21 protein-coding genes and 1 pseudogene are annotated in these 16634 nt (G+C 73.5%); 17 read left to right on the top strand and 5 right to left on the bottom strand.

The features are described from left to right. Nucleotides 1–40 precede the first annotated feature (40 nt). From Ae717Ps2_RS26305 to Ae717Ps2_RS26275, 7 genes are all read left to right on the top strand, one after another. The gene (locus Ae717Ps2_RS26305; RefSeq protein WP_020626998.1) at nucleotides 41–373 is read left to right on the top strand and encodes a YbaB/EbfC family nucleoid-associated protein; all 333 of its coding nucleotides are present in this window, start codon (nucleotides 41–43) and stop codon (nucleotides 371–373) included. Continuing rightward, nucleotides 370–708: a type VII secretion target gene (locus Ae717Ps2_RS26300; protein WP_075309439.1), complete on the top strand. Its 339-nt coding sequence runs from the start codon at nucleotides 370–372 to the stop codon at nucleotides 706–708. The genes Ae717Ps2_RS26305 and Ae717Ps2_RS26300 overlap by 4 nt, the downstream gene beginning before the upstream one ends. Further along, nucleotides 705–1577 (top strand): hypothetical protein, encoded by an 873-nt coding sequence (locus tag Ae717Ps2_RS26295; RefSeq protein ID WP_075309440.1) that lies wholly within the window; start codon nucleotides 705–707, stop codon nucleotides 1575–1577. The genes Ae717Ps2_RS26300 and Ae717Ps2_RS26295 overlap by 4 nt, the downstream gene beginning before the upstream one ends. An 80-nt stretch (nucleotides 1578–1657) precedes the next feature. Continuing rightward, nucleotides 1658–2305: a hypothetical protein gene (locus Ae717Ps2_RS26290; protein WP_020627000.1), complete on the top strand. Its 648-nt coding sequence runs from the start codon at nucleotides 1658–1660 to the stop codon at nucleotides 2303–2305. Nucleotides 2306–2394: 89 nt separating this feature from the next. Then, nucleotides 2395–3387 carry an SDR family NAD(P)-dependent oxidoreductase gene (locus Ae717Ps2_RS26285; protein WP_075309442.1) on the top strand — a complete coding sequence of 331 codons (993 nt, stop codon included), beginning with the start codon at nucleotides 2395–2397 and terminating at the stop codon, nucleotides 3385–3387. A 30-nt stretch (nucleotides 3388–3417) separates the two neighbouring features. Continuing rightward, nucleotides 3418–4410 (top strand): adenosine deaminase, encoded by a 993-nt coding sequence (locus Ae717Ps2_RS26280; RefSeq protein ID WP_075309443.1) that lies wholly within the window; start codon nucleotides 3418–3420, stop codon nucleotides 4408–4410. Nucleotides 4411–4484: 74 nt separating this feature from the next. Further along, nucleotides 4485–5468 (top strand): amidohydrolase family protein, encoded by a 984-nt coding sequence (locus tag Ae717Ps2_RS26275; protein WP_075309444.1) that lies wholly within the window; start codon nucleotides 4485–4487, stop codon nucleotides 5466–5468. 4 nt (nucleotides 5469–5472) lie between these two features. On the opposite strand, the gene Ae717Ps2_RS26270 is transcribed toward Ae717Ps2_RS26275, so the two are convergent. Both Ae717Ps2_RS26270 and Ae717Ps2_RS26265 read right to left on the bottom strand, forming a co-directional pair. Beyond that, nucleotides 5473–6000: a MarR family winged helix-turn-helix transcriptional regulator gene (locus Ae717Ps2_RS26270; protein WP_020625730.1), complete on the bottom strand. Its 528-nt coding sequence runs from the start codon at nucleotides 5998–6000 to the stop codon at nucleotides 5473–5475. 15 nt (nucleotides 6001–6015) lie between these two features. Further along, a complete protein-coding gene (locus tag Ae717Ps2_RS26265; protein WP_139318887.1) occupies nucleotides 6016–7617 on the bottom strand; it encodes an NAD(P)/FAD-dependent oxidoreductase in 1602 nt (533 codons plus the stop codon). A 153-nt stretch (nucleotides 7618–7770) separates the two neighbouring features. Between Ae717Ps2_RS26265 and Ae717Ps2_RS26260 the strand changes: the two genes are divergently transcribed. Genes Ae717Ps2_RS26260 through Ae717Ps2_RS26250 form a run of 3 tightly spaced genes read left to right on the top strand, consistent with a single transcriptional unit; the run spans nucleotide 7771 to nucleotide 9745 of the window. Beyond that, nucleotides 7771–8544, top strand: coding sequence for an SDR family oxidoreductase (locus Ae717Ps2_RS26260; RefSeq protein WP_020625732.1), 774 nt, complete (start codon nucleotides 7771–7773; stop codon nucleotides 8542–8544). Beyond that, complete coding sequence (gene pyrE / locus Ae717Ps2_RS26255) at nucleotides 8541–9101, top strand: orotate phosphoribosyltransferase (protein WP_020625733.1); 561 nt, start codon at nucleotides 8541–8543, stop codon at nucleotides 9099–9101. Before Ae717Ps2_RS26260 ends, pyrE begins: the two co-directional genes overlap by 4 nt. Continuing rightward, nucleotides 9098–9745, top strand: a complete 648-nt coding sequence (locus tag Ae717Ps2_RS26250) for an RNA methyltransferase (RefSeq protein WP_075334004.1) — start codon at nucleotides 9098–9100, stop codon at nucleotides 9743–9745. Before pyrE ends, Ae717Ps2_RS26250 begins: the two co-directional genes overlap by 4 nt. Before the next feature lie 47 nt (nucleotides 9746–9792). Here Ae717Ps2_RS26250 and Ae717Ps2_RS40535 read toward each other — a convergent pair whose 3' ends face one another. From Ae717Ps2_RS40535 to Ae717Ps2_RS26235, 3 genes are all read right to left on the bottom strand, one after another. Beyond that, on the bottom strand, nucleotides 9793–10797 hold the full coding sequence (locus Ae717Ps2_RS40535) for a DedA family protein (protein WP_083695394.1): 1005 nt from the start codon (nucleotides 10795–10797) through the stop codon (nucleotides 9793–9795). Between the two features lie 69 nt (nucleotides 10798–10866). Next, nucleotides 10867–11211 carry a hypothetical protein gene (locus tag Ae717Ps2_RS26240; protein ID WP_075309448.1) on the bottom strand — a complete coding sequence of 115 codons (345 nt, stop codon included), beginning with the start codon at nucleotides 11209–11211 and terminating at the stop codon, nucleotides 10867–10869. Continuing rightward, nucleotides 11208–11897, bottom strand: a complete 690-nt coding sequence (locus Ae717Ps2_RS26235; protein WP_075334383.1) for an RNA polymerase sigma factor — start codon at nucleotides 11895–11897, stop codon at nucleotides 11208–11210. Before Ae717Ps2_RS26235 ends, Ae717Ps2_RS26240 begins: the two co-directional genes overlap by 4 nt. 224 nt (nucleotides 11898–12121) lie before the next feature. Here Ae717Ps2_RS26235 and fbaA point away from each other — a divergent pair, with 224 nt between their 5' ends. The 7 genes and pseudogenes from fbaA to Ae717Ps2_RS26205 all read left to right on the top strand — a co-directional run bounded on the left by fbaA (nucleotide 12122) and on the right by Ae717Ps2_RS26205 (nucleotide 16631). Beyond that, a complete protein-coding gene (fbaA, locus tag Ae717Ps2_RS26230) occupies nucleotides 12122–13150 on the top strand; it encodes a class II fructose-bisphosphate aldolase (RefSeq protein ID WP_075309450.1) in 1029 nt (342 codons plus the stop codon). Between the two features lie 71 nt (nucleotides 13151–13221). Continuing rightward, the gene (locus tag Ae717Ps2_RS26225; RefSeq protein ID WP_020623386.1) at nucleotides 13222–13635 is read left to right on the top strand and encodes a DUF3151 domain-containing protein; all 414 of its coding nucleotides are present in this window, start codon (nucleotides 13222–13224) and stop codon (nucleotides 13633–13635) included. Nucleotides 13636–13727: 92 nt separating this feature from the next. Continuing rightward, a pseudogene (locus tag Ae717Ps2_RS39360) lies at nucleotides 13728–14051 on the top strand (FUSC family protein); the annotation flags it as partial. A 283-nt stretch (nucleotides 14052–14334) separates the two neighbouring features. After that, nucleotides 14335–14781, top strand: a complete 447-nt coding sequence (locus tag Ae717Ps2_RS39355) for a hypothetical protein (RefSeq protein WP_233147824.1) — start codon at nucleotides 14335–14337, stop codon at nucleotides 14779–14781. 120 nt (nucleotides 14782–14901) lie between these two features. Further along, entirely contained in the window at nucleotides 14902–15579 is a 678-nt protein-coding gene (locus Ae717Ps2_RS26215) for a 1-acyl-sn-glycerol-3-phosphate acyltransferase (protein WP_075309452.1), read from the top strand. Between the two features lie 74 nt (nucleotides 15580–15653). Further along, nucleotides 15654–16181 (top strand): DUF3558 family protein, encoded by a 528-nt coding sequence (locus tag Ae717Ps2_RS26210; protein WP_075309454.1) that lies wholly within the window; start codon nucleotides 15654–15656, stop codon nucleotides 16179–16181. A gap of 120 nt (nucleotides 16182–16301) precedes the next feature. After that, nucleotides 16302–16631 (top strand): PE domain-containing protein, encoded by a 330-nt coding sequence (locus tag Ae717Ps2_RS26205; protein WP_075309456.1) that lies wholly within the window; start codon nucleotides 16302–16304, stop codon nucleotides 16629–16631. The last annotated feature ends 3 nt before the right edge of the window (nucleotides 16632–16634 follow it).

The raw sequence follows: 16634 nt of genomic DNA, 5'->3' as shown, positions 1-16634 counted from the left end.
CGCCCGTGGGCCCCGACGGTGCACGTCATCGTCGGGGCCCATGGAGTCCTTCACCGCCGAGCAGCCCTCCGCCGGGCGGACCTGGCTGGACGAGTACCGCACCCGCATCGACACGATCCGGCTCCGGGCCGAGGAGGCCCGGGACCGGGTGGCGACGGTGACGGCGACCGCGCGCACCCGCGACGGCGCGGTCGTCGTCACCGTCGACGCGTCCGGGACGCTGACCGACCTGCAGCTCGGCGTACGGGCCGAGGAGCTGCCGCGGGCCCGGCTCGCCGAGACGGTCCTGCGGCTGAGCCGGGAGGCCGCCGCCGACGCCGCCGCGCAGGTGGCGGCCATCGTGGAGCCGCTGACGACGGGCGGCGGGCGGTGACGGGCCCCGGCTTCTCGGTCGACACCGACACGGTCTCGACCCATGCCGGGGTTCTCGACGACGCCGGCTCCACCGTCACCGGGATGCGCCCGTCGCTCGCCGAGCTCGACTCCGACGCCTACGGGGTCATCGGCGACTTCTTCTCCGCCCAGGCCACCTCGGCCATGCGGGCCGGGGTCGAGGCCGTGGACCGCCTCGCCTCGGAGCTGCACGAGCTGGCGACCGCGGCACGGGAGTCCGTCACCGCGTATCTCGAGGTGGAGAGCCGGGTGGTCGACGGCCTGCTCGGCGTCGACGTCCCGACGGCCCCGTCACCGGTCGGGGCGGACCGGTGACGGCGCCGGTCGAGGTGGAGGGGCCCGGCCCGCTCGAGGGTGCAGGGGTGTTCTCCTCGTTCGAGGACGTCGGGAAGGCGGTCGGGGAGCAGGACACCGGCGGCATCGTCACGGCCACGGCCGTCGCCGGGCTCGACACGCTGAGCGTGGTCGCCGACCCGCTGAAGGAGCTCGGGGCGGCCGGTGTCGGCTGGGCCATCGAGCACGTCGACTTCCTGCGCGAACCGCTGGACTGGCTCTGCGGTGACGCGAAGCAGATCGAGGCCCGGGCGAAGGACTGGCAGCAGATCTCCCGCGAACTGGCCGCCCTCGTCCCGGAGATCGAGACCGTCCTCGCCGCCCCCGGCGCCTGGACCGGCACGGCCGGGGACGCGTTCCACGGTGCCGCCGCGACACGCGTCGAGGCCGCGCGACGCCTGTCCGAGACCGCCCACGAGGTGGCCGACGTCGTGCTGACCTCGGCCTCGATCGTCGGTACCGAGCGCGCGGTCGTACGCGACATCATCGCCGAGTTCGTCGTGCGGCTCATTCCGAAGCTGCTCGCGTGGGCCGCGGGCGCCGTGGTGACGGTGGGGGTCGCCGCGCCGGTCGGCATCGCGGTCCTCGTCCTCGACGCCGTCGACCTGGCGCGCACGATCGTCCGCCGGGTCGAAGAGGTCATCGGGCTGCTGGAGGAGTCCGCCGCGGTGGCACGCCGGCTGGAGGACACGATGCGGACCGGGCTGCTGCCCGGGATCGCGGACCCGGCGGCGCGGAAAGCCGTCGAGGAGACCGTGACCCTCGGGCAGGACACGGTGCTGGAGTACGGCAAGAACGACGCGGCGCGCCGGGCCACGGCGGCCGAGTGGGACGAGGAGGCATCCGGCTGAGACCCCGACCGCGCCGAACGTGCACGTCCGTGTCGTGGCGTTACCACTCCACGAGCCCGGTCGGGACTACGCTCCCCGGCATGTCGGTCTGGTTCGTCATCGCCCTCGTCGCGATCGTCCTCGGCGTCGGTCTGCTGCTGTTCGACCGGTTCCGCGGGGGTGCGACGCGGGACCGCCGCCGCTGGGCCTCCATGCGGGAGTGGGAGTACCTCGAGTCCGATCCCGTCCTGCCCAGCCGCTGGCGCTACGGGACGATCCACCAGGGCGGCCCCGGCGTGGCCCGCAACCTGGTCTCGGGCGACGTCCCCACCCCGGACGGCCCGCGCAAGGCCTACGCGTTCGACCACGAGCAGGCCGGCCGGATCAGCTCGGTGCTCTGCGCCGTGCAGGTGCACGAGTCGCTGCCCGCCGCCGTCGAGCTGCGGCTGCCCTCGGCCCCGCTGCCCGACGACGCAGGCCTCGACCTGCTCGAGCCGGTCGGTGAGCGCTACGCCTTCGTCAGCGACGCCGACGCCGTCCGTCCGCTGCTGACCCCGCGGGTCGCCGACGCCAGCGACGCGGTCGGCGAGGACGTCGAGCTGCTCTGGGCCGAGGACGCCTGGGTGCTGGCCGCCGCGCCCGTCGGGATCTCCGCCGATCGGATGCAGGACCTGCTCGCCGACCTGGCCGAGGTCGCCACCGCTCTGGAGGAGGGGCTGCACGCCCGGCGTCCCACGATCGATTCCTGACCTGCGACATCTACGCAGCGTTGACTGATCACAACGCGATGTGACCACCCGAACGCGTTAAGCCGAACGGGTACCGCTAGCCTGATCGTGTGGCTCTGGCTCTCATCACCGGCGGCGGTACGGGACTCGGCGCGGCTCTGGCCGACCGACTGGCCGCGCGCGGACACGACCTCCTGCTCGTCACCCGCGACCCCGAGCGGGTCGCCCCCAGCGCCCGGGAGCTCGCCGCCCGGTACGGGGTGCGTGCCGACGTCCTCGTCGCGGACCTCGGCACCCGGCACGGCCTGTTCCGGCTCGAGGCCCACCTCGCCGGCCCGGAGGCCCCGGCCGTCGACATCCTCGTGCACGACGCACTCGCCGACGCGGCCGCCGCGTCGGACGCCGGACAGGTGGGCGTCGACCTCGGCACGACCGCGACGATGCGTCTCACCCACGCCGCGTTGCCCGGCATGCTGCGCCGCGGCGCCGGTGGGGTCGTCGCGATCAGCGGGGACGAGCAGTCGGCTGCGTGGGCGGTCTCGTTCGTCACCGCACTCGCCCCGACCCTGACCGGCGAGGTGCACGTCGTCGCCGTCCGGGGCGACGACCGGCCGGAGTGGACCGCCGACGCCGCCGACGCGGTGCTCGACGATCTCGACGCCGGCGTCGTCGTGAGCGCCCCGCAGACCGCACCGGCCCGTCCGGACCCGGCCCGGCGCGCCGTCGCCGCGGGGGTCCGGGTGGCCCGGCGCGCCGTCGAGCTGTTCGCCGACGCGACCTGGCAGCCCACCGGCCCCGCAGCCGCTGCCGCCCCGGACGCTGCCGCCCCGGCCGTCGCGAGCCCGGCCGCGCAGGCCCGGCCGGCCACGCCCGAGGAGCTGCTCGGCGGTGCCGGGTACCGGGAGCCGGCCCGGCTGCCGGACCTGCCGTCCCGCCCGGGTGCGGGACGCGCCGTCGTCGCGGCCGGGGACTGCGGGCGGCACTGGGCGGCCGGTCCGGTGCGGACCGCCGCGCAGCGGGCCCGGGCGAGCGCCGCGGCCCGCGACCGCTCCCGTGGCCACCGGATCTCGGCCTACATGACGTCGACGGTCACCAGCTCCTGACCGTCCGGGACGGCGCGGGATGATGTCGCGGTGACGACCACCGGGACCCCGCCGCTGCCGAAGGCCGAGCTGCACCTGCACATCGAGGGCACGCTCGAACCCGAGACCGTGTTCGAGCTGGCCAGGCGGCACGACATCGCGCTGCCCTACGCCTCGGTGGAGGACCTGCGGGCCGCCTACGACTTCACCGACCTGCAGTCCTTCCTCGACGTCTACTACGCCAACATGGCCGTCCTCCGGACCCGTGACGACTTCGCCGAGCTCGCGTCGGCGTACCTGCGGACCTGCCCGGAGCAGGGCGTGCGGCACGTCGAGATGTTCTTCGACCCGCAGGCCCACACCACTCGCGGCGTGGCGATCGGTGACGTGATCGGCGGCCTGACCGACGCGGTCGAGGCCCACGCCGGCGACGTGTCGGCCGGGCTGATCCTGTGCTTCCTGCGCGACCGCTCGGCGGCCGAGGCGGAGGAGACCCTGCGGGCCGCCGAGCCGTACCTGGACCGGATCGTCGGGGTCGGGCTCGACTCGGCCGAGGTGGGCCACCCGCCGTCGAAGTTCACCGCCGTGTTCGACCGCGCCCGCGAGCTGGGGCTCAAGCCGGTCGCGCACGCCGGGGAGGAGGGTCCGGCCGGCTACGTCACCGAGGCCCTCGACGAGCTGGGCGTGCTGCGCGTCGACCACGGCATCCGCGCCATCGAGGACGACGCGCTGGTCGCCCGCCTGGTCCGCGACCGCACCCCGCTGACGGTGTGCCCGCTGTCCAATGTCCGGCTCGCCTGCGTCCCCGGGATCGGGCTGCACCCGCTGCCGGAGATGCTCGCGGCCGGGCTGAACGTGTCGGTGCACTCCGACGACCCGGCCTACTTCGGCGGCTACGCCGACGCGAACTACGCCGCCGTCCGCGAGGGCCTCGGCTTCACCGACGACCAGCTCCGCACGCTGGCTGCGAACTCGTTCAGCTCGTCGTTCCTCGACGACGCGGCGACGGAGCGGCTGCTCGCCGAGGTGCACGCCTGGCGCTGACGGACCAGTCACACCTCTCGTCGACAAGTCGTTAGCTAGCTACTATCTAGTTAGCTAACGACTTGGAGGCGACCATGACCACCCCAATCCGCAAGATCGCGCTGGAGGAGCACTTCGGCGCCACCGAACCGGACATCGTCGAGCAGTCCGAGACCCACTTCACCCCGCAGGAGTGGCCCCGGCACCGGGCGATGTTGCTCGACATCCATGACGAGCGCCTCGCGCTGATGGACGAGTGCGCCATCGAGAAGTCGGTGCTGTCGCTGCTCTCCCCCGGCATCCAGTCCCTGCACGACGCACCCCGGGCCGTCGACTGGGCCCGCCGGCTCAACGACTACGCGGCCGCCCGGGTCGCCGAGCGGCCGGACCGGTTCGCCGCGTTCGCCGCCCTGCCGATGCAGGACCCCGACGCGGCGACCGCCGAGCTCCGTCGTGCGGTGCAGGACCTCGGACTGGTCGGTGCGCTCGTGAACGGCTTCTCCCAGGTCGGCGACGCCGAGACCGTCGTCTACCTCGACGACCCGCGCTACGCGGGGTTCTGGGCGACGCTGGAGGAGCTGGGCGTGCCGCTCTACCTGCACCCCCGCGACCCGCTGGAGTCGACGAGCCCGCAGTACGACGGCCACCCGTGGCTCTACGGCTCGGCGTGGGCGTTCACCGTCGAGACCGCCACGCACGCGCTGCGGCTGATGGGCAGCGGTCTGTTCGACCGCCACCCCGGCCTGCAGGTGATCCTCGGGCACCTCGGCGAGGTGCTCCCGTGGGTGATCTGGCGGGTCGAGCACCGCCTCGCCGTCGCACCGCGCGGCCTCGACGTCCGGCACGGCTTCGGCCACTACCTGCGGACCAACTTCCACGTCACGACGAGCGGCAACTTCCGCACCCCGGCGCTGCTCAACACGCTGCAGGAGATCGGCGCGGACCGGGTGCTGTTCTCCGCCGACCACCCCTTCGAGGACATGCGCGAGGCGGCCACCTGGTTCGACCGCCTCGAGCTCAACGACGCCGACCTGGCCCGGATCGCGCACGGCAATGCCGAACGGCTGCTCGGGCTCTGAGCGCTCAGGCCGGGCGGACCGGGGTGCCGGGCGCCGTGCCGTCCGGCCCCGCGGCGTCCGCCGCGTCGATCGCTGCGGCCAGCTCCCGCAGCGCGACGACGACGGCGTCGCGCCGCCCGGGCGGCAGCATCTCCAGCGCCTGCCGCTGGCGGGCCATGGTCCGGTCGCGTGCCTGCGCCCACGCCCGGAGCCCGGCGTCGGTCACCCGCACCTCGACCCGGTGCCCGGACGGACCCACCCGTTCGCGCACCACGAGCCCGCCGTCCTCCAGCCTGGACAAGGACCGGCTCAGCGTCGGCGAGCTGACCCCGACCTCGGCCGCGAGCCTGCCCACGGTCAGTCCCGGGGCCTCGGTCAGCGGGGTGATCACTGCGAACTCGGCATCGGACAGGGACGCACCGTCGGCCCGTAACGCCGACGCACGGGCCCGGTTACGGTGCATCCGCCGGTAGACGGCCTCGCAGGCGTCGGAGAAGGAGCCGACCAGGTCCGGCGATGCGGGCTCGGGTGTGCGGTCGCCTCCGGTGGGCACCGGCCGATCTTACGGTCAGGCCGTCGCGGCGAGCCGGACCGGGCGCAACGGGTGCAGCGGGCGCCCGGCACCGGTCCGGCCCCGCTCGACGTCGAACGGCGACAGCCGGAACCGGCGGGTCCGCAGCTGGTACTCCGCGGTGTTGGCCGGCCACATCACGACGTTGACGCCCTCGTCGTTCTGGTAGTAGCTGGAGCAGCCGCCGGTCTCGTACACGGTGCGGGCCGACCGGCGCCGGATCCGCCGCGTCCAGCGCTCCTCGACGGCGGGCTTCACGTCGAGCGCGCGGATGCCCTCGGCCGCCATCCGGCACACGGCGTCGGCGACGTAGCGGGCCTGGGCCTCGGAGAACAGCAGTGTCGAACTGGCCCCGCTGGTCGCGTTCGGACCCTGCATCAGGAACAGGTTCGGGAAACCGGGGTAGCTCATCCCCAGGTAGGCGCGCGGGTAGGAACCCCAGTGGTCGTGCAGCGAGCGGCCGTGCGCGTCGTGGATGCGGCGCGCGATCGGGGCGGTCGCGCCGACCTCGAACCCGGTGGTCAGCACGATCGCGTCGACCTCGGCGCGGCTGCCGTCGCCGGAGACGACGGTCCGCCCCTCGACCCGGGTGAGTCCTCCGGTGTGCAGCGTCGTGTTCGGCGCGCTCATCGCGGGCAGGTAGTCGTTCGAGACCAGCGGCCGCTTGCAGGCGTAGTCGAAGTCGGGGGTCAGCCGGGCACGCAGCTGCGGGTCGGGTGTCTGGGCGGCGAGGTGCCGGCGGCCGACCCGGGTGAGCGCCTCGCGCAGCAGCCGCGACCGGCGGGTGGCGGCGAGCAGCTCGGCGCCGACGTACATGACGTCGAACTGCATCCGGCACAGCAGCGGGTTCGCCGCCAGCGTGCGACGGGTGCGCTCACCGACGGGCCGCTCGGGCTTGGGGAGGATCCAGGCCGGGGTGCGCTGCAGGACGTGCAGCTCGGCGACGCGCGGCTGCAGCTCGGGGACGAGCTGGACCGCCGTCGCCCCGGTCCCGACGACCGCGACGCGCGAGCCGGTCAGGTCCGCGTCGTGGTCCCAGCGGGCCGAGTGGAACACCGGTCCGGGGAAGTCCGCGAGGCCTTCGACGTCGGGCAGCTTCGGGTCCGCGACCAGCCCCGCCGCGCTGACCAGCACGTCCGCGGTGAACTCGCCGGACGGGGTCGCGATCCGCCAGCGGGCGTCCGCGGGGTCCCAGCGCGCGGACAGCACGTCGGCGTCGAAGCGGACGTGGTCGAGCAGACCGGTCGAGCGGGCCAGGCGCCGTGCGTAGTCCTGCACCTCGTGGCCGGGTGCGTAGAGGTCGCTCCAGTCCGGGTTGGTCATGGCCCGCAGCTGGTACAGCGGCGACGGCGTGTCGACGCCGACCCCGGGATAGGTGTTGTCGCGCCACACGCCGCCGACGTCGTCGGCCCGCTCCAGCAGGACGAAGTCGTGCACACCCCGCCGTAGCAGGGCCAGGCCCACGGCGAGTCCGGTGAACCCGGCCCCCACGACCGCGACCCTCGAATGACGGGGTGACGGGCCGTGCGGTCCGTCGCAGGAGCCGGGGGGAGCGGCGGGATCGACCGGCCGCTGGATCGGCAGCGCCTCGGACGTCATGGCCTCGACGGTAAAGGCTTCGTGGTGCACCGGCACGCGAGAGCGGCCGGTCTCACGCAGGTCGCCGGACACCCGTGTCGTGCGGGTCACACCGGGCCCGTCGGCCACCGTCGCGCCTGCGCCGGTCGGGTGCGGACGCACTAGGCTCTCCGCGTGCCCTCCGTCATGATCACGGGCGCGTCGTCGGGGATCGGTGCCGCGTTCGCCGATCGGCTCGCCGCCGACGGCCGCGACCTCGTGCTCGTGGCGCGCGACGCCGACCGCCTCCAGGCCGCCGCGCAGCGCTACCGCGACCTCGGCGTGGTCGTCGAGGTGCTGCCCGCCGACCTGTCGGAACCGGACCAGCGGGCCCGCGTCGTGCGCCGCCTCGCCGATCCCGACCTCGCCCCGGTCGACCTGCTCGTCAACAACGCCGGGCTCGCGCTGGGCTCGTCGTTCCTGGACAACGACGCCGCCGACCTGGCCCGGCAGCTGCAGGTCAACGTGGCCGCCGTGCTGGAGCTGACCCGGGCCGTGCTGCCCGGAATGGTCGACCGCGGCACCGGCGCGGTGCTGAACGTCGCCAGCGTCGCGGGCTTCCTGGCCGGGCGCGGCTCCACCTACGCGGCCGACAAGGCGTGGGTCATCTCCTTCACCGAGGGCGTCGCCGCGTCGCTGCAGGGCACCGGGGTGCGCGCGATGGTGCTGTGTCCCGGCTACGTGCGCACCGAGTTCCACGAGCGTGCCGGCATCGACGTCGGCGCCCGCCGCGGCCCGCTGTGGCTGGAGGCCTCCCAGGTCGTCGACGAGGCGCTCGCCGACCTCGGCCGGGGCCGGGTCGTCTCGGTGCCCTCCCGGCAGTACAAGGCGATCGTGGGGGCGACCGGGGTGCTGCCCCGGGGCCTGCTGCGACGCATCACGGCGACGTTCGACAGGGATCGCACATGAGTTCCGCACACACCGACCGTTCCCGGCTGGCCGCGCTGGTCCGGGAGATCGCCGTCGTCCACGAGCGGGTCACGCTCTCCTCCGGCGCGGAGGCCGACTACTACATCGACCTGCGCCGCGTCACGCTGCACCATGAGGCGGCCCCGCTGATCGGGCGGCTGCTGCGCGAGCTCACCGCGGACTGGACCTACCGGTCGGTGGGTGGGCTGACACTCGGCGCGGACCCGGTCGCGACGGCGGTGCTGCACGCGGCGGCGGCCGAGCCGGACACCGACCCGGTCGACGCGTTCGTCGTCCGCAAGGAGACCAAGAAGCACGGTATGCAGCGGCTCATCGAGGGCCCGGACATCGCCGGTCTCCCGGTGCTGGTCGTCGAGGACACCTCCACCACCGGCGGCTCGGTCCTGACCGCGGTCCGATCGGTGCTGGCGGCCGGCGCCGACGTCGTCGGCGTGTGCACGGTCGTCGACCGCGACACCGGCGCCCGGGAGGCGGTCGAGGCCGAGGGCGTGCCGTACCGCGCGCTGCTGGGGCTGGCGGACCTGCAGCTGGGATGAGCGAGCCAGGGCCCAGCGAGTGGTCGGTCCCCGGCCAGGTCGGGGTGGGCCCGTGGGCCGGGCCGTGGTCCGACGGCGACCACTGGGACCCGGAGCTGCTGGAGCAGGGGGACCGGCGCAACGTCGTCGACCGCTACCGCTACTGGCGCCGCGAGGCGGTCGCGGCGGACCTGGCGCGCCGGGCGCACCCGTTCCACGTGGCGATCGAGAACCTCGGCCACGACCACAACATCGGCACGGTGGTGCGCACGGCGAACGCCTTCGGCGTCGCCGGCGTGCACATCGTCGGACGACGGCGGTGGAACCGGCGCGGCGCGATGGTCACCGACCGCTACCTGCGGCTGCACCACCACGCCGACGCCGGCGGGCTCGTCGCGTTCGCCAGGGAGCACGGTCTGGCCGTGGTCGCGGTGGACAACGTCGCGGGGGCGGCCCGGCTGGAGCGGACGTCGCTGCCGCGGGACTGCGTGCTGGTGTTCGGCGCCGAGGGTCCGGGACTCTCCCCGGAGCTGTGTGACGCCGCGGACCTGGTCGTGTCGATCGCCCAGTTCGGCTCGACGCGCTCGGTCAACGCCGGCGTGGCGTCCGGCATCGTGATGCACAGCTGGATCCGCGAGCACGCGGACCTGTCCGACGCCTGGTGATCAGCACGTTTCCGCCCCGCCGGGGGCGGAAACGTGCCGGTCGACGCTCAGCCGCCCGCGCGGGGCGGCATCGCGGGACGGCCGGTGGTGTGGCGGTACGGCGGCTCGGTGCCGTCCTGGGGACGGGGCCCGGCGCCGGGCCGGGGCGCGGGCCCGCCGTGCTGCGGGGCGTGACCACTCTGCGGGGCGTAACCGGACTGCGGTGCGCGACCGGGCTGCGGTGCGTGCGGGGCCCGACCGTCCCGGGGCTGCCCGTGCTGCGGCGCCGGGCCGTTCCCGACGGCGGGCATCTGCATGGTGACCGCGGCCGGGTCGTCGTCGGCGCTGTGGCCGGTGACGGTGGCGGCGGCAGCACCGGCCGCGGCGCCCGCGACGCCGTCGACCGGGCCGGCGGGACCCCCGCGCTTCGACGTGGCCCGCGCCCGCAGCACCTCGAACACGATCGGCAGCACCGAGACCAGCACGATCGCGATCAGGATCAGGTCGATGTGCTCACGGACGAAGGTGAACTGGCCGAGGAAGTAGCCCAGCACCGTCACGCCCGCCGCCCAGGCGACGCCGCCGATCAGCGAGTACGTCAGGTACCGCTTCGGGTCCATCCGCGCGACGCCCGCGCTGACGGTGATGAAGGTCCGCACGATCGGCACGAACCGGCCCAGGACGATGGCCCGGTTGCCGTACTTCTCGAAGAACTCGTGGGTCTTCTCGACGTGCTTGGGGTTGAACAGCTTCGACTTGGGCTTGTCGAAGATCGCCGGGCCGGCGCGGTAGCCGATCCCGTAGCCGACGGCGTTGCCGGCGAAGGCCGACACCACCAGCACCAGGCTGACCAGCCACAGCGGGACGTCGATCGCGCCCTGCGCCACGAACAGGCCCGCGGTGAACAGCAGCGAGTCGCCCGGGAGGAAGAACCCGAGCAGGAGCCCGCACTCCGCGAAGATGATCGCGGCGACGCCCACCAGGGCCCACGGTCCCAGGGACTCGATGATCACCGCCGGGTCGAGCCAGTCGGGACCGAGGGCGAGCGTCTGCGTCGCGGCGAGAACCGTCACGTCGAGAAACGGTACCGGCCGGGTGACGGGGACCGACGCGGCCGTCGCTGTGGAGGTGCTGTGAGCGGTTCAGCCGAGGGCGGGCAGCGCACCCGGCAGGAGCACCGAGACCAGCGCGAGACCCCCGCCGAGCAGGGCACCGAGGAGCAGCGCGATCACGGCGGCCCAGACGATCTGGCCGGTCGCCGAACGGGCGGGCGCCGGCGCCGGGGCCTGCTGCGGCCGGCGCTGCGGGGGCGGCGCGGGACGCGGGACCGGTGGCGGGATCCGGCCGGGAACGCGCGGTGGCACGGGGGCCGGGCCCGCTGCGGGACGCTGCGGCATCGGGCGCCCGCGGGCCTGGGCCTGGAGCGCCTCGCCGATCCGGCGGGCGGCGTCGTCGCGGCCGGGCTGCGGCGGCTGGGGGCCGGTCATCGCAGCTCTCCCGGGCGCCGGACGGCCTCGGTCCCGGCGCGCTCGGCCATGATCCGGGCGACGGCGTCGAGCGCGCGGCTGGCGGTGGACTTCACCGTGCCGCGGCTCATCCCTGCGGCCTCGGAGATCTCGGACTCGGTCAGCCCGCCGTAGTAGCGCAGGACGAGGACCTCGCGCTGGCGCGGCGGGAGCTGGGCCAGCGCGTCGACGACCGACTGGTGCTCGGCCGACAGCATGGCCAGCGACTCCGCCGAGCGGGCGTTCGCCGCGTGCGGGGGCACGTACTCGCGCGCCGTGCGACGGCGCCGCAGCACCGAGCGCGACCCGTTCACCACGGCCGCGCGCAGGTAGGCGACGGCGGCGGTCTCGTCCCGCAGCCCGGACCAGTGCCGGTGCAGGCCGGTGAACGCCTCCTGCACCACGTCCTCCGCGGTGGCCGGGATGTCCACCAGCAGCATCGCGAGGCGCATGAGCCGCAGCCGGTGGTCGCGGTAGAGGTCGGCCAGGGTCAGCGGCGTGTCCGGTCCCTGCCGGGCCCCGGATCCACCCGGCCCGTCGACCGGGTCGGACGCCGTGCCCGGGGCGAACTGATGCGGCCCGGTGCCCTCGGGCGCCGGTCGGCTGTCGATGGCGCGCAACCGGCCCAGCGTCCGGTCGACGGCGTTCTCGGCGCGCTCCTCCTCCACGACCACCACCCTAGCGACCACCACCGACAGCCTTCGCAGCATTGCCCGGTGCAGCAGTCTCACGCAGCAGTGTCACCCGTTGCGGCGGTCGGCGACGTCGTCCGCGGTGAGACCAGGCCCATCACCGACGATGGCTCCCCCTTCGCCGTGGGTACGTGATACTCACCCGGAGACAAGGAGCGCTGCGCGGAGCAGCGACCGCCGACGACGAGGAGGCAGGCCCCGTGCCCATCGCCACGCCCGAGATCTACAACCAGATGCTGGACAACGCCAAGAGCGGCGAGTTCGCCTACCCGGCGATCAACGTGACCAGCACCGAGACCCTCAACGCGGCGCTGCGCGGGTTCGCGGAGGCGGGCTCCGACGGCATCGTGCAGGTCTCGACCGGTGGTGCGGAGTTCCTGTCCGGCACCCGGGTGAAGGACATGGTCACCGGTTCGGTCGGGCTCGCCGAGTTCGCGCACGTCGTCGCGGACAAGTACCCGGTCAACATCGCGCTGCACACCGACCACTGCCCCAAGGACAAGCTGGACTCGTTCGTGCGTCCGCTGATCGCGATCAGCCAGGAGCGCGTGGACAAGGGGCAGAACCCGCTGTTCCAGTCGCACATGTGGGACGGCTCCGCGGTCGAGCTCGAGGAGAACCTGAAGATCGCGGCCGAGCTCCTGGAGCAGGCGGCCAAGGCGAAGATCATCCTCGAGGTCGAGATCGGCGTCGTCGGCGGTGAGGAGGACGGCGTCGCGAACGACATCAACGACAAGCTCTACACCGCCCCCGGCGACTACGAGCGCACCGTCGACGTCCTCGGTGCCGGCGACAAGGGCCGCTACCTGCTGGCCGCGACCTTCGGCAACGTGCACGGCGTCTACAAGCCGGGCAACGTGAAGCTCCGCCCGGAGATCCTCAAGCAGGGCCAGGAGGTGGCCGTGCAGAAGCTGGGTCTCGACGCCGGCGCCAAGCCGTTCGACCTGGTCTTCCACGGCGGCTCCGGCTCGCTGCTCGAGGAGATCCACGAGGCGCTGACCTACGGCGTCGTGAAGATGAACGTCGACACCGACACCCAGTACGCCTTCACCCGGCCGATCGTGTCGCACATGTTCGAGAACTACGACGGCGTGCTCAAGATCGACGGCGAGGTCGGCAACAAGAAGGTCTACGACCCGCGGTCGTACCTGAAGAAGGCCGAGGTCGGGATGAGCGAGCGCGTCATCGAGGCCTGCGAGTCCCTGAAGTCGGCCGGCAAGGCCCTCTGAGCCCTGGTCCGGATCCTCCTCGCGTGCCCACCGGTTGGCGACGACCGGTGGGCACGCGCCAGGATGGCGCCATGAGTCTGCACGGCAACCTGCTCGAGCCCGACGACACGCGCCTCCCGGTCGACCCCGCGGCGGCGGACCTGGCGGCGGGCAAGGACCCGTCGGAGGTGGCGGCGGGGTCGCCGTCGTCGTCGATTGCCTGGGCGGTGCTCGCCGAGCGCGCCCTCGACGCCGGCGAGACCGTGGCCGCGTACGCCTACGCCCGCACCGGTTACCACCGTGGCCTGGACCAGCTGCGCCGCAACGGCTGGAAGGGCTTCGGCCCGGTCCCGTGGTCGCACGAGCCGAACCAGGGCTTCCTGCGGTCCTGCGGGGCGCTGCTGCGCGCCGCCACGGCGATCGGGGAGGCCCCCGAGGTCGAGCGGCTGCGCACGCTGATCTCCGACTCGGACCCGGAGGCGCTCGCCGCCCTCGGCGTGTCCTGACGCCCGTGGCCGCGTGGGACCGGATCCGCTCACGTGGCCGGGCCGGCGCCCGGCGCGTCCGCGCGTCGTGGCTGCCGATCCTGCAGTGCTCCATGGCCGCCGGGCTCGCCCTCTGGGTGGCCGGTGACCTGGTCGGTCACACGCGGCCGTTCTTCGCGCCGATCGCGGCCGTGCTCAGCCTGGGCATGTCGCTCAACTCGCGGCTGCGCCGCACCGCCGAGCTCGTCGTCGGGGTCAGCATCGGGGTGCTGGTCGGTGACCTGCTGATCGCGCGGATCGGCAGCGGCCTCTGGCAGCTGGTGCTCGTCGTCGCGCTCGCGCTGGTCGTCGCGGTCTTCACCGACGGCGGCACGTTGTTCGTCAACCAGGCCGCGGTCTCCGCGGTGCTGGTGACGACGCTGCTCCCGCCCACCGAGACCGGCGGGATCGACCGCTGCATCGACGCACTGATCGGCGGCCTCGCCGGGATCCTGGTGGCCGCGGTCATCCCCGCGCACCCGGTCCGGATCGTCCGCCGGGTCGCCCGCCGGGTGCTCGACGACCTCGTCACCGTGCTCACCGAGACCGCGACGGCGCTGCGCGAGGGCGACCGGGAGAACGCGTCGCGGGCGCTGGCCCGGGCCCGCGACACCCAGGCCGTCATCGACGAGCTGCGCACCGCCGTCAGCTCGCGCGGGCGAGGTCGTGACGGTCTCGCCGATGCACCGGCCGCGCCGGGCCATGCTGCGCCGCTACCGGACCCTCGCCGAACGGGCCGACTATGCCCACCGCAACGCCCGGGTGCTCGCCCGGCGCGCGATGACCGCGATCGAGGACGGCGAACCGGTCCCGCCCGGTCTGCCGGACGCCATCACCGAGCTGGCCGCCGCCGTCGAGGCGCTGATCGGGGAGCTCGGGCAGGACGGCGACCGGGAGAAGGCCCGCGGCCCGATCCTGGAGGCCGTGCAGCACGCGCCGGTCCTCGCCGACCCGGGTGCGGTCGTCGTGCGGCCGGCGGAGGGTCAGACGGCGCCCGCGGGGTCGGCGGCGGTGCTCGTCGCGCAGGTCCGCTCGATCGCGATCGACCTGCTGCAGGCGACCGGGATGACCCGCAGCGAGGCGTTGCGGGCGCTGCGGGCCCAGTTCGCCGATCCTGACGTGGACTGAACGGGCTGCGGGGCTTCCGTCACCGGTCGGTCACGGAGCAGAATCGGGCGTCGTTCGGCGCCGGGACGTCGGGTCCCCCTGCACGGAGTTGTGGACGTCGCTCATCGATCGGGGTTCACGGTGCAGCTGTTCATCCGCTACGTCCTCGCGCCAGTCGTCCGGCTCGTGTGGCGGCCCTGTGTGCGCGGGGCGGACCGCATCCCGGCCACCGGGCCGGTGATCCTCGCAGCGAACCACCGCGCGGCTGTCGACACGGCGTTCATCCCGCTCGTCGCCCCGCGCAAGGTCGCCTTCCTCGGCAAGGCCGAGTACTTCACCGGTCGTGGCCTGCGCGGACGCCTGATGGCGGCGTTCCTGGGAGCGCTCGGCTACATCCCGGTCGACCGGGCCAACGCTCGTGCCGGTCTCGCCGCACTCGCGGCCGGACGCGAGGTCCTGGAGCGCGGCGGTGCGTTCGGCATCTACCCGGAGGGCACCCGCTCCCTCGACGGCAAGCTGCACCGCGGGCACACCGGCGTCGCGTCGCTGGCCCTGTCGACGGGAGCCGTCGTCGTGCCCGTCGGCCTGATCGGGACCGAGCGCGTGCAGCCGATCGGACGGCTGTTCCCGCGCCTGGCCCGCGTCGAGATCCGCTTCGGGCGGCCGTTGGAGTTCAGCCGCTACGACGGGCTGGAGGGCGCGCCGGCGATCCGGCGCGCGGTCACCGACGAGATCATGGACGCCATCGCGGACCTGTCGGAGCAGACCTATGTGGACAGCTACCACCGGCGTCCGGACGACTCGGCGGCCGCGGCCTGACCGGAACGGGCCCGGGGACGACGGCGGCGGGCTAGCCTGCTGCGGTCCTGTTCCTGTCGGGGGGAGCGTCGCTGGTGGTCCGACTCGTTCTCGTCCTGCTGGTGGTGTGCGGGGTGGTCGTGGGGTGTGGGGCTGCGGAGCCGGAGGGGCCGTTTCCGCCGCGGCCGGCGGAGATCGACGTGGCGAACATTGATCCCTGTGTGGCGATGACCCCCGAGCTTCGACAACGCTTCGGTGTCGAGGGCGATGAGCCCTCGGTTGTTGCCCTCGCGGACGGTCCCAGTCGTGTGTGCGGGTGGGGCAATTACGACACCGTGGAGAACTACAGCGTCCAGACGATTCAGACCGCAGCATCGAAGATCGTGACGGCACAGGGCGCCACGGTCACTGTCGTCGGTGGTTTCGGGGCCGTGCGGATGGTTGAGAGTGAGGACTCGGCGCCGTTGTGCAGCCTCTACCTGGACGCGGCAGACACCGCCAGCGTCCGAGTTCAGGTTCAGGACTTCGGGTACGACGAGCAGACTCGCGGATCGATGGACGATGTCTGTGCCCGAGCTGAAGCGTTGGCTCAGAGCTACCTGGATGCTGCCCGATCGCGCTGATCAGATTTGCGGTTGCGAACGTTCGTGGCCGATGTCGCCTCGCCGCACGTTGATCGGCCTACTCTTCACCGTATGAAGAGGTCTGCTCAAGAACCGCGGGGGTCGGCCAGTGATTCGCTCATGTTGCAGATTGATCCGGGCAACATCATGGGCGTATATCGGCGAATGGATGAGCAGTTCAGGGCAATGCAGAAGAGTCGGCAACAGGTGGCCAATCTGAAGAACGTTCCGCCGTGTGGGGCAGACCCGGTTTCGCTCGATGCCGTTGCCGTCTTCCAGCCGAAGATCGATTCGATCACGAGTGCTCATGTCGACTACATGGACGAGGTTCAGGAGGCGCGTGACCGACTCAAGCAGGCCGCCCAGGAGTACGGCCTGATCGAGGACGAGAACACGGCGGCCCTGAAGTCCACCGCTCCCCCGTCCACCGGCCCGCTGCTCGAGCGTTAGGGA

Origin of the sequence: Pseudonocardia sp. Ae717_Ps2, from assembly GCF_001932475.1 — a bacterium.
In the GTDB taxonomy this organism is placed as follows: domain Bacteria; phylum Actinomycetota; class Actinomycetes; order Mycobacteriales; family Pseudonocardiaceae; genus Pseudonocardia.
This window is presented reverse-complemented; position numbering and strand designations above follow the sequence as displayed.

Coding starts and splice junctions, on each gene's coding strand:
- Ae717Ps2_RS26305 (WP_020626998.1), top strand. CDS start 41: ATGGAGTCCTTCACCGCCGAGCAGCCCTCCGCCGGGCGGACCTGGCTG.
- Ae717Ps2_RS26290 (WP_020627000.1), top strand. CDS start 1,658: ATGTCGGTCTGGTTCGTCATCGCCCTCGTCGCGATCGTCCTCGGCGTC.
- Ae717Ps2_RS26275 (WP_075309444.1), top strand. CDS start 4,485: ATGACCACCCCAATCCGCAAGATCGCGCTGGAGGAGCACTTCGGCGCC.
- Ae717Ps2_RS26265 (WP_139318887.1), bottom strand. CDS start 7,617: ATGACGTCCGAGGCGCTGCCGATCCAGCGGCCGGTCGATCCCGCCGCT.
- pyrE (WP_020625733.1), top strand. CDS start 8,541: ATGAGTTCCGCACACACCGACCGTTCCCGGCTGGCCGCGCTGGTCCGG.
- Ae717Ps2_RS26250 (WP_075334004.1), top strand. CDS start 9,098: ATGAGCGAGCCAGGGCCCAGCGAGTGGTCGGTCCCCGGCCAGGTCGGG.
- Ae717Ps2_RS26240 (WP_075309448.1), bottom strand. CDS start 11,211: ATGACCGGCCCCCAGCCGCCGCAGCCCGGCCGCGACGACGCCGCCCGC.
- Ae717Ps2_RS26225 (WP_020623386.1), top strand. CDS start 13,222: ATGAGTCTGCACGGCAACCTGCTCGAGCCCGACGACACGCGCCTCCCG.
- Ae717Ps2_RS39355 (WP_233147824.1), top strand. CDS start 14,335: ATGCACCGGCCGCGCCGGGCCATGCTGCGCCGCTACCGGACCCTCGCC.
- Ae717Ps2_RS26205 (WP_075309456.1), top strand. CDS start 16,302: ATGTTGCAGATTGATCCGGGCAACATCATGGGCGTATATCGGCGAATG.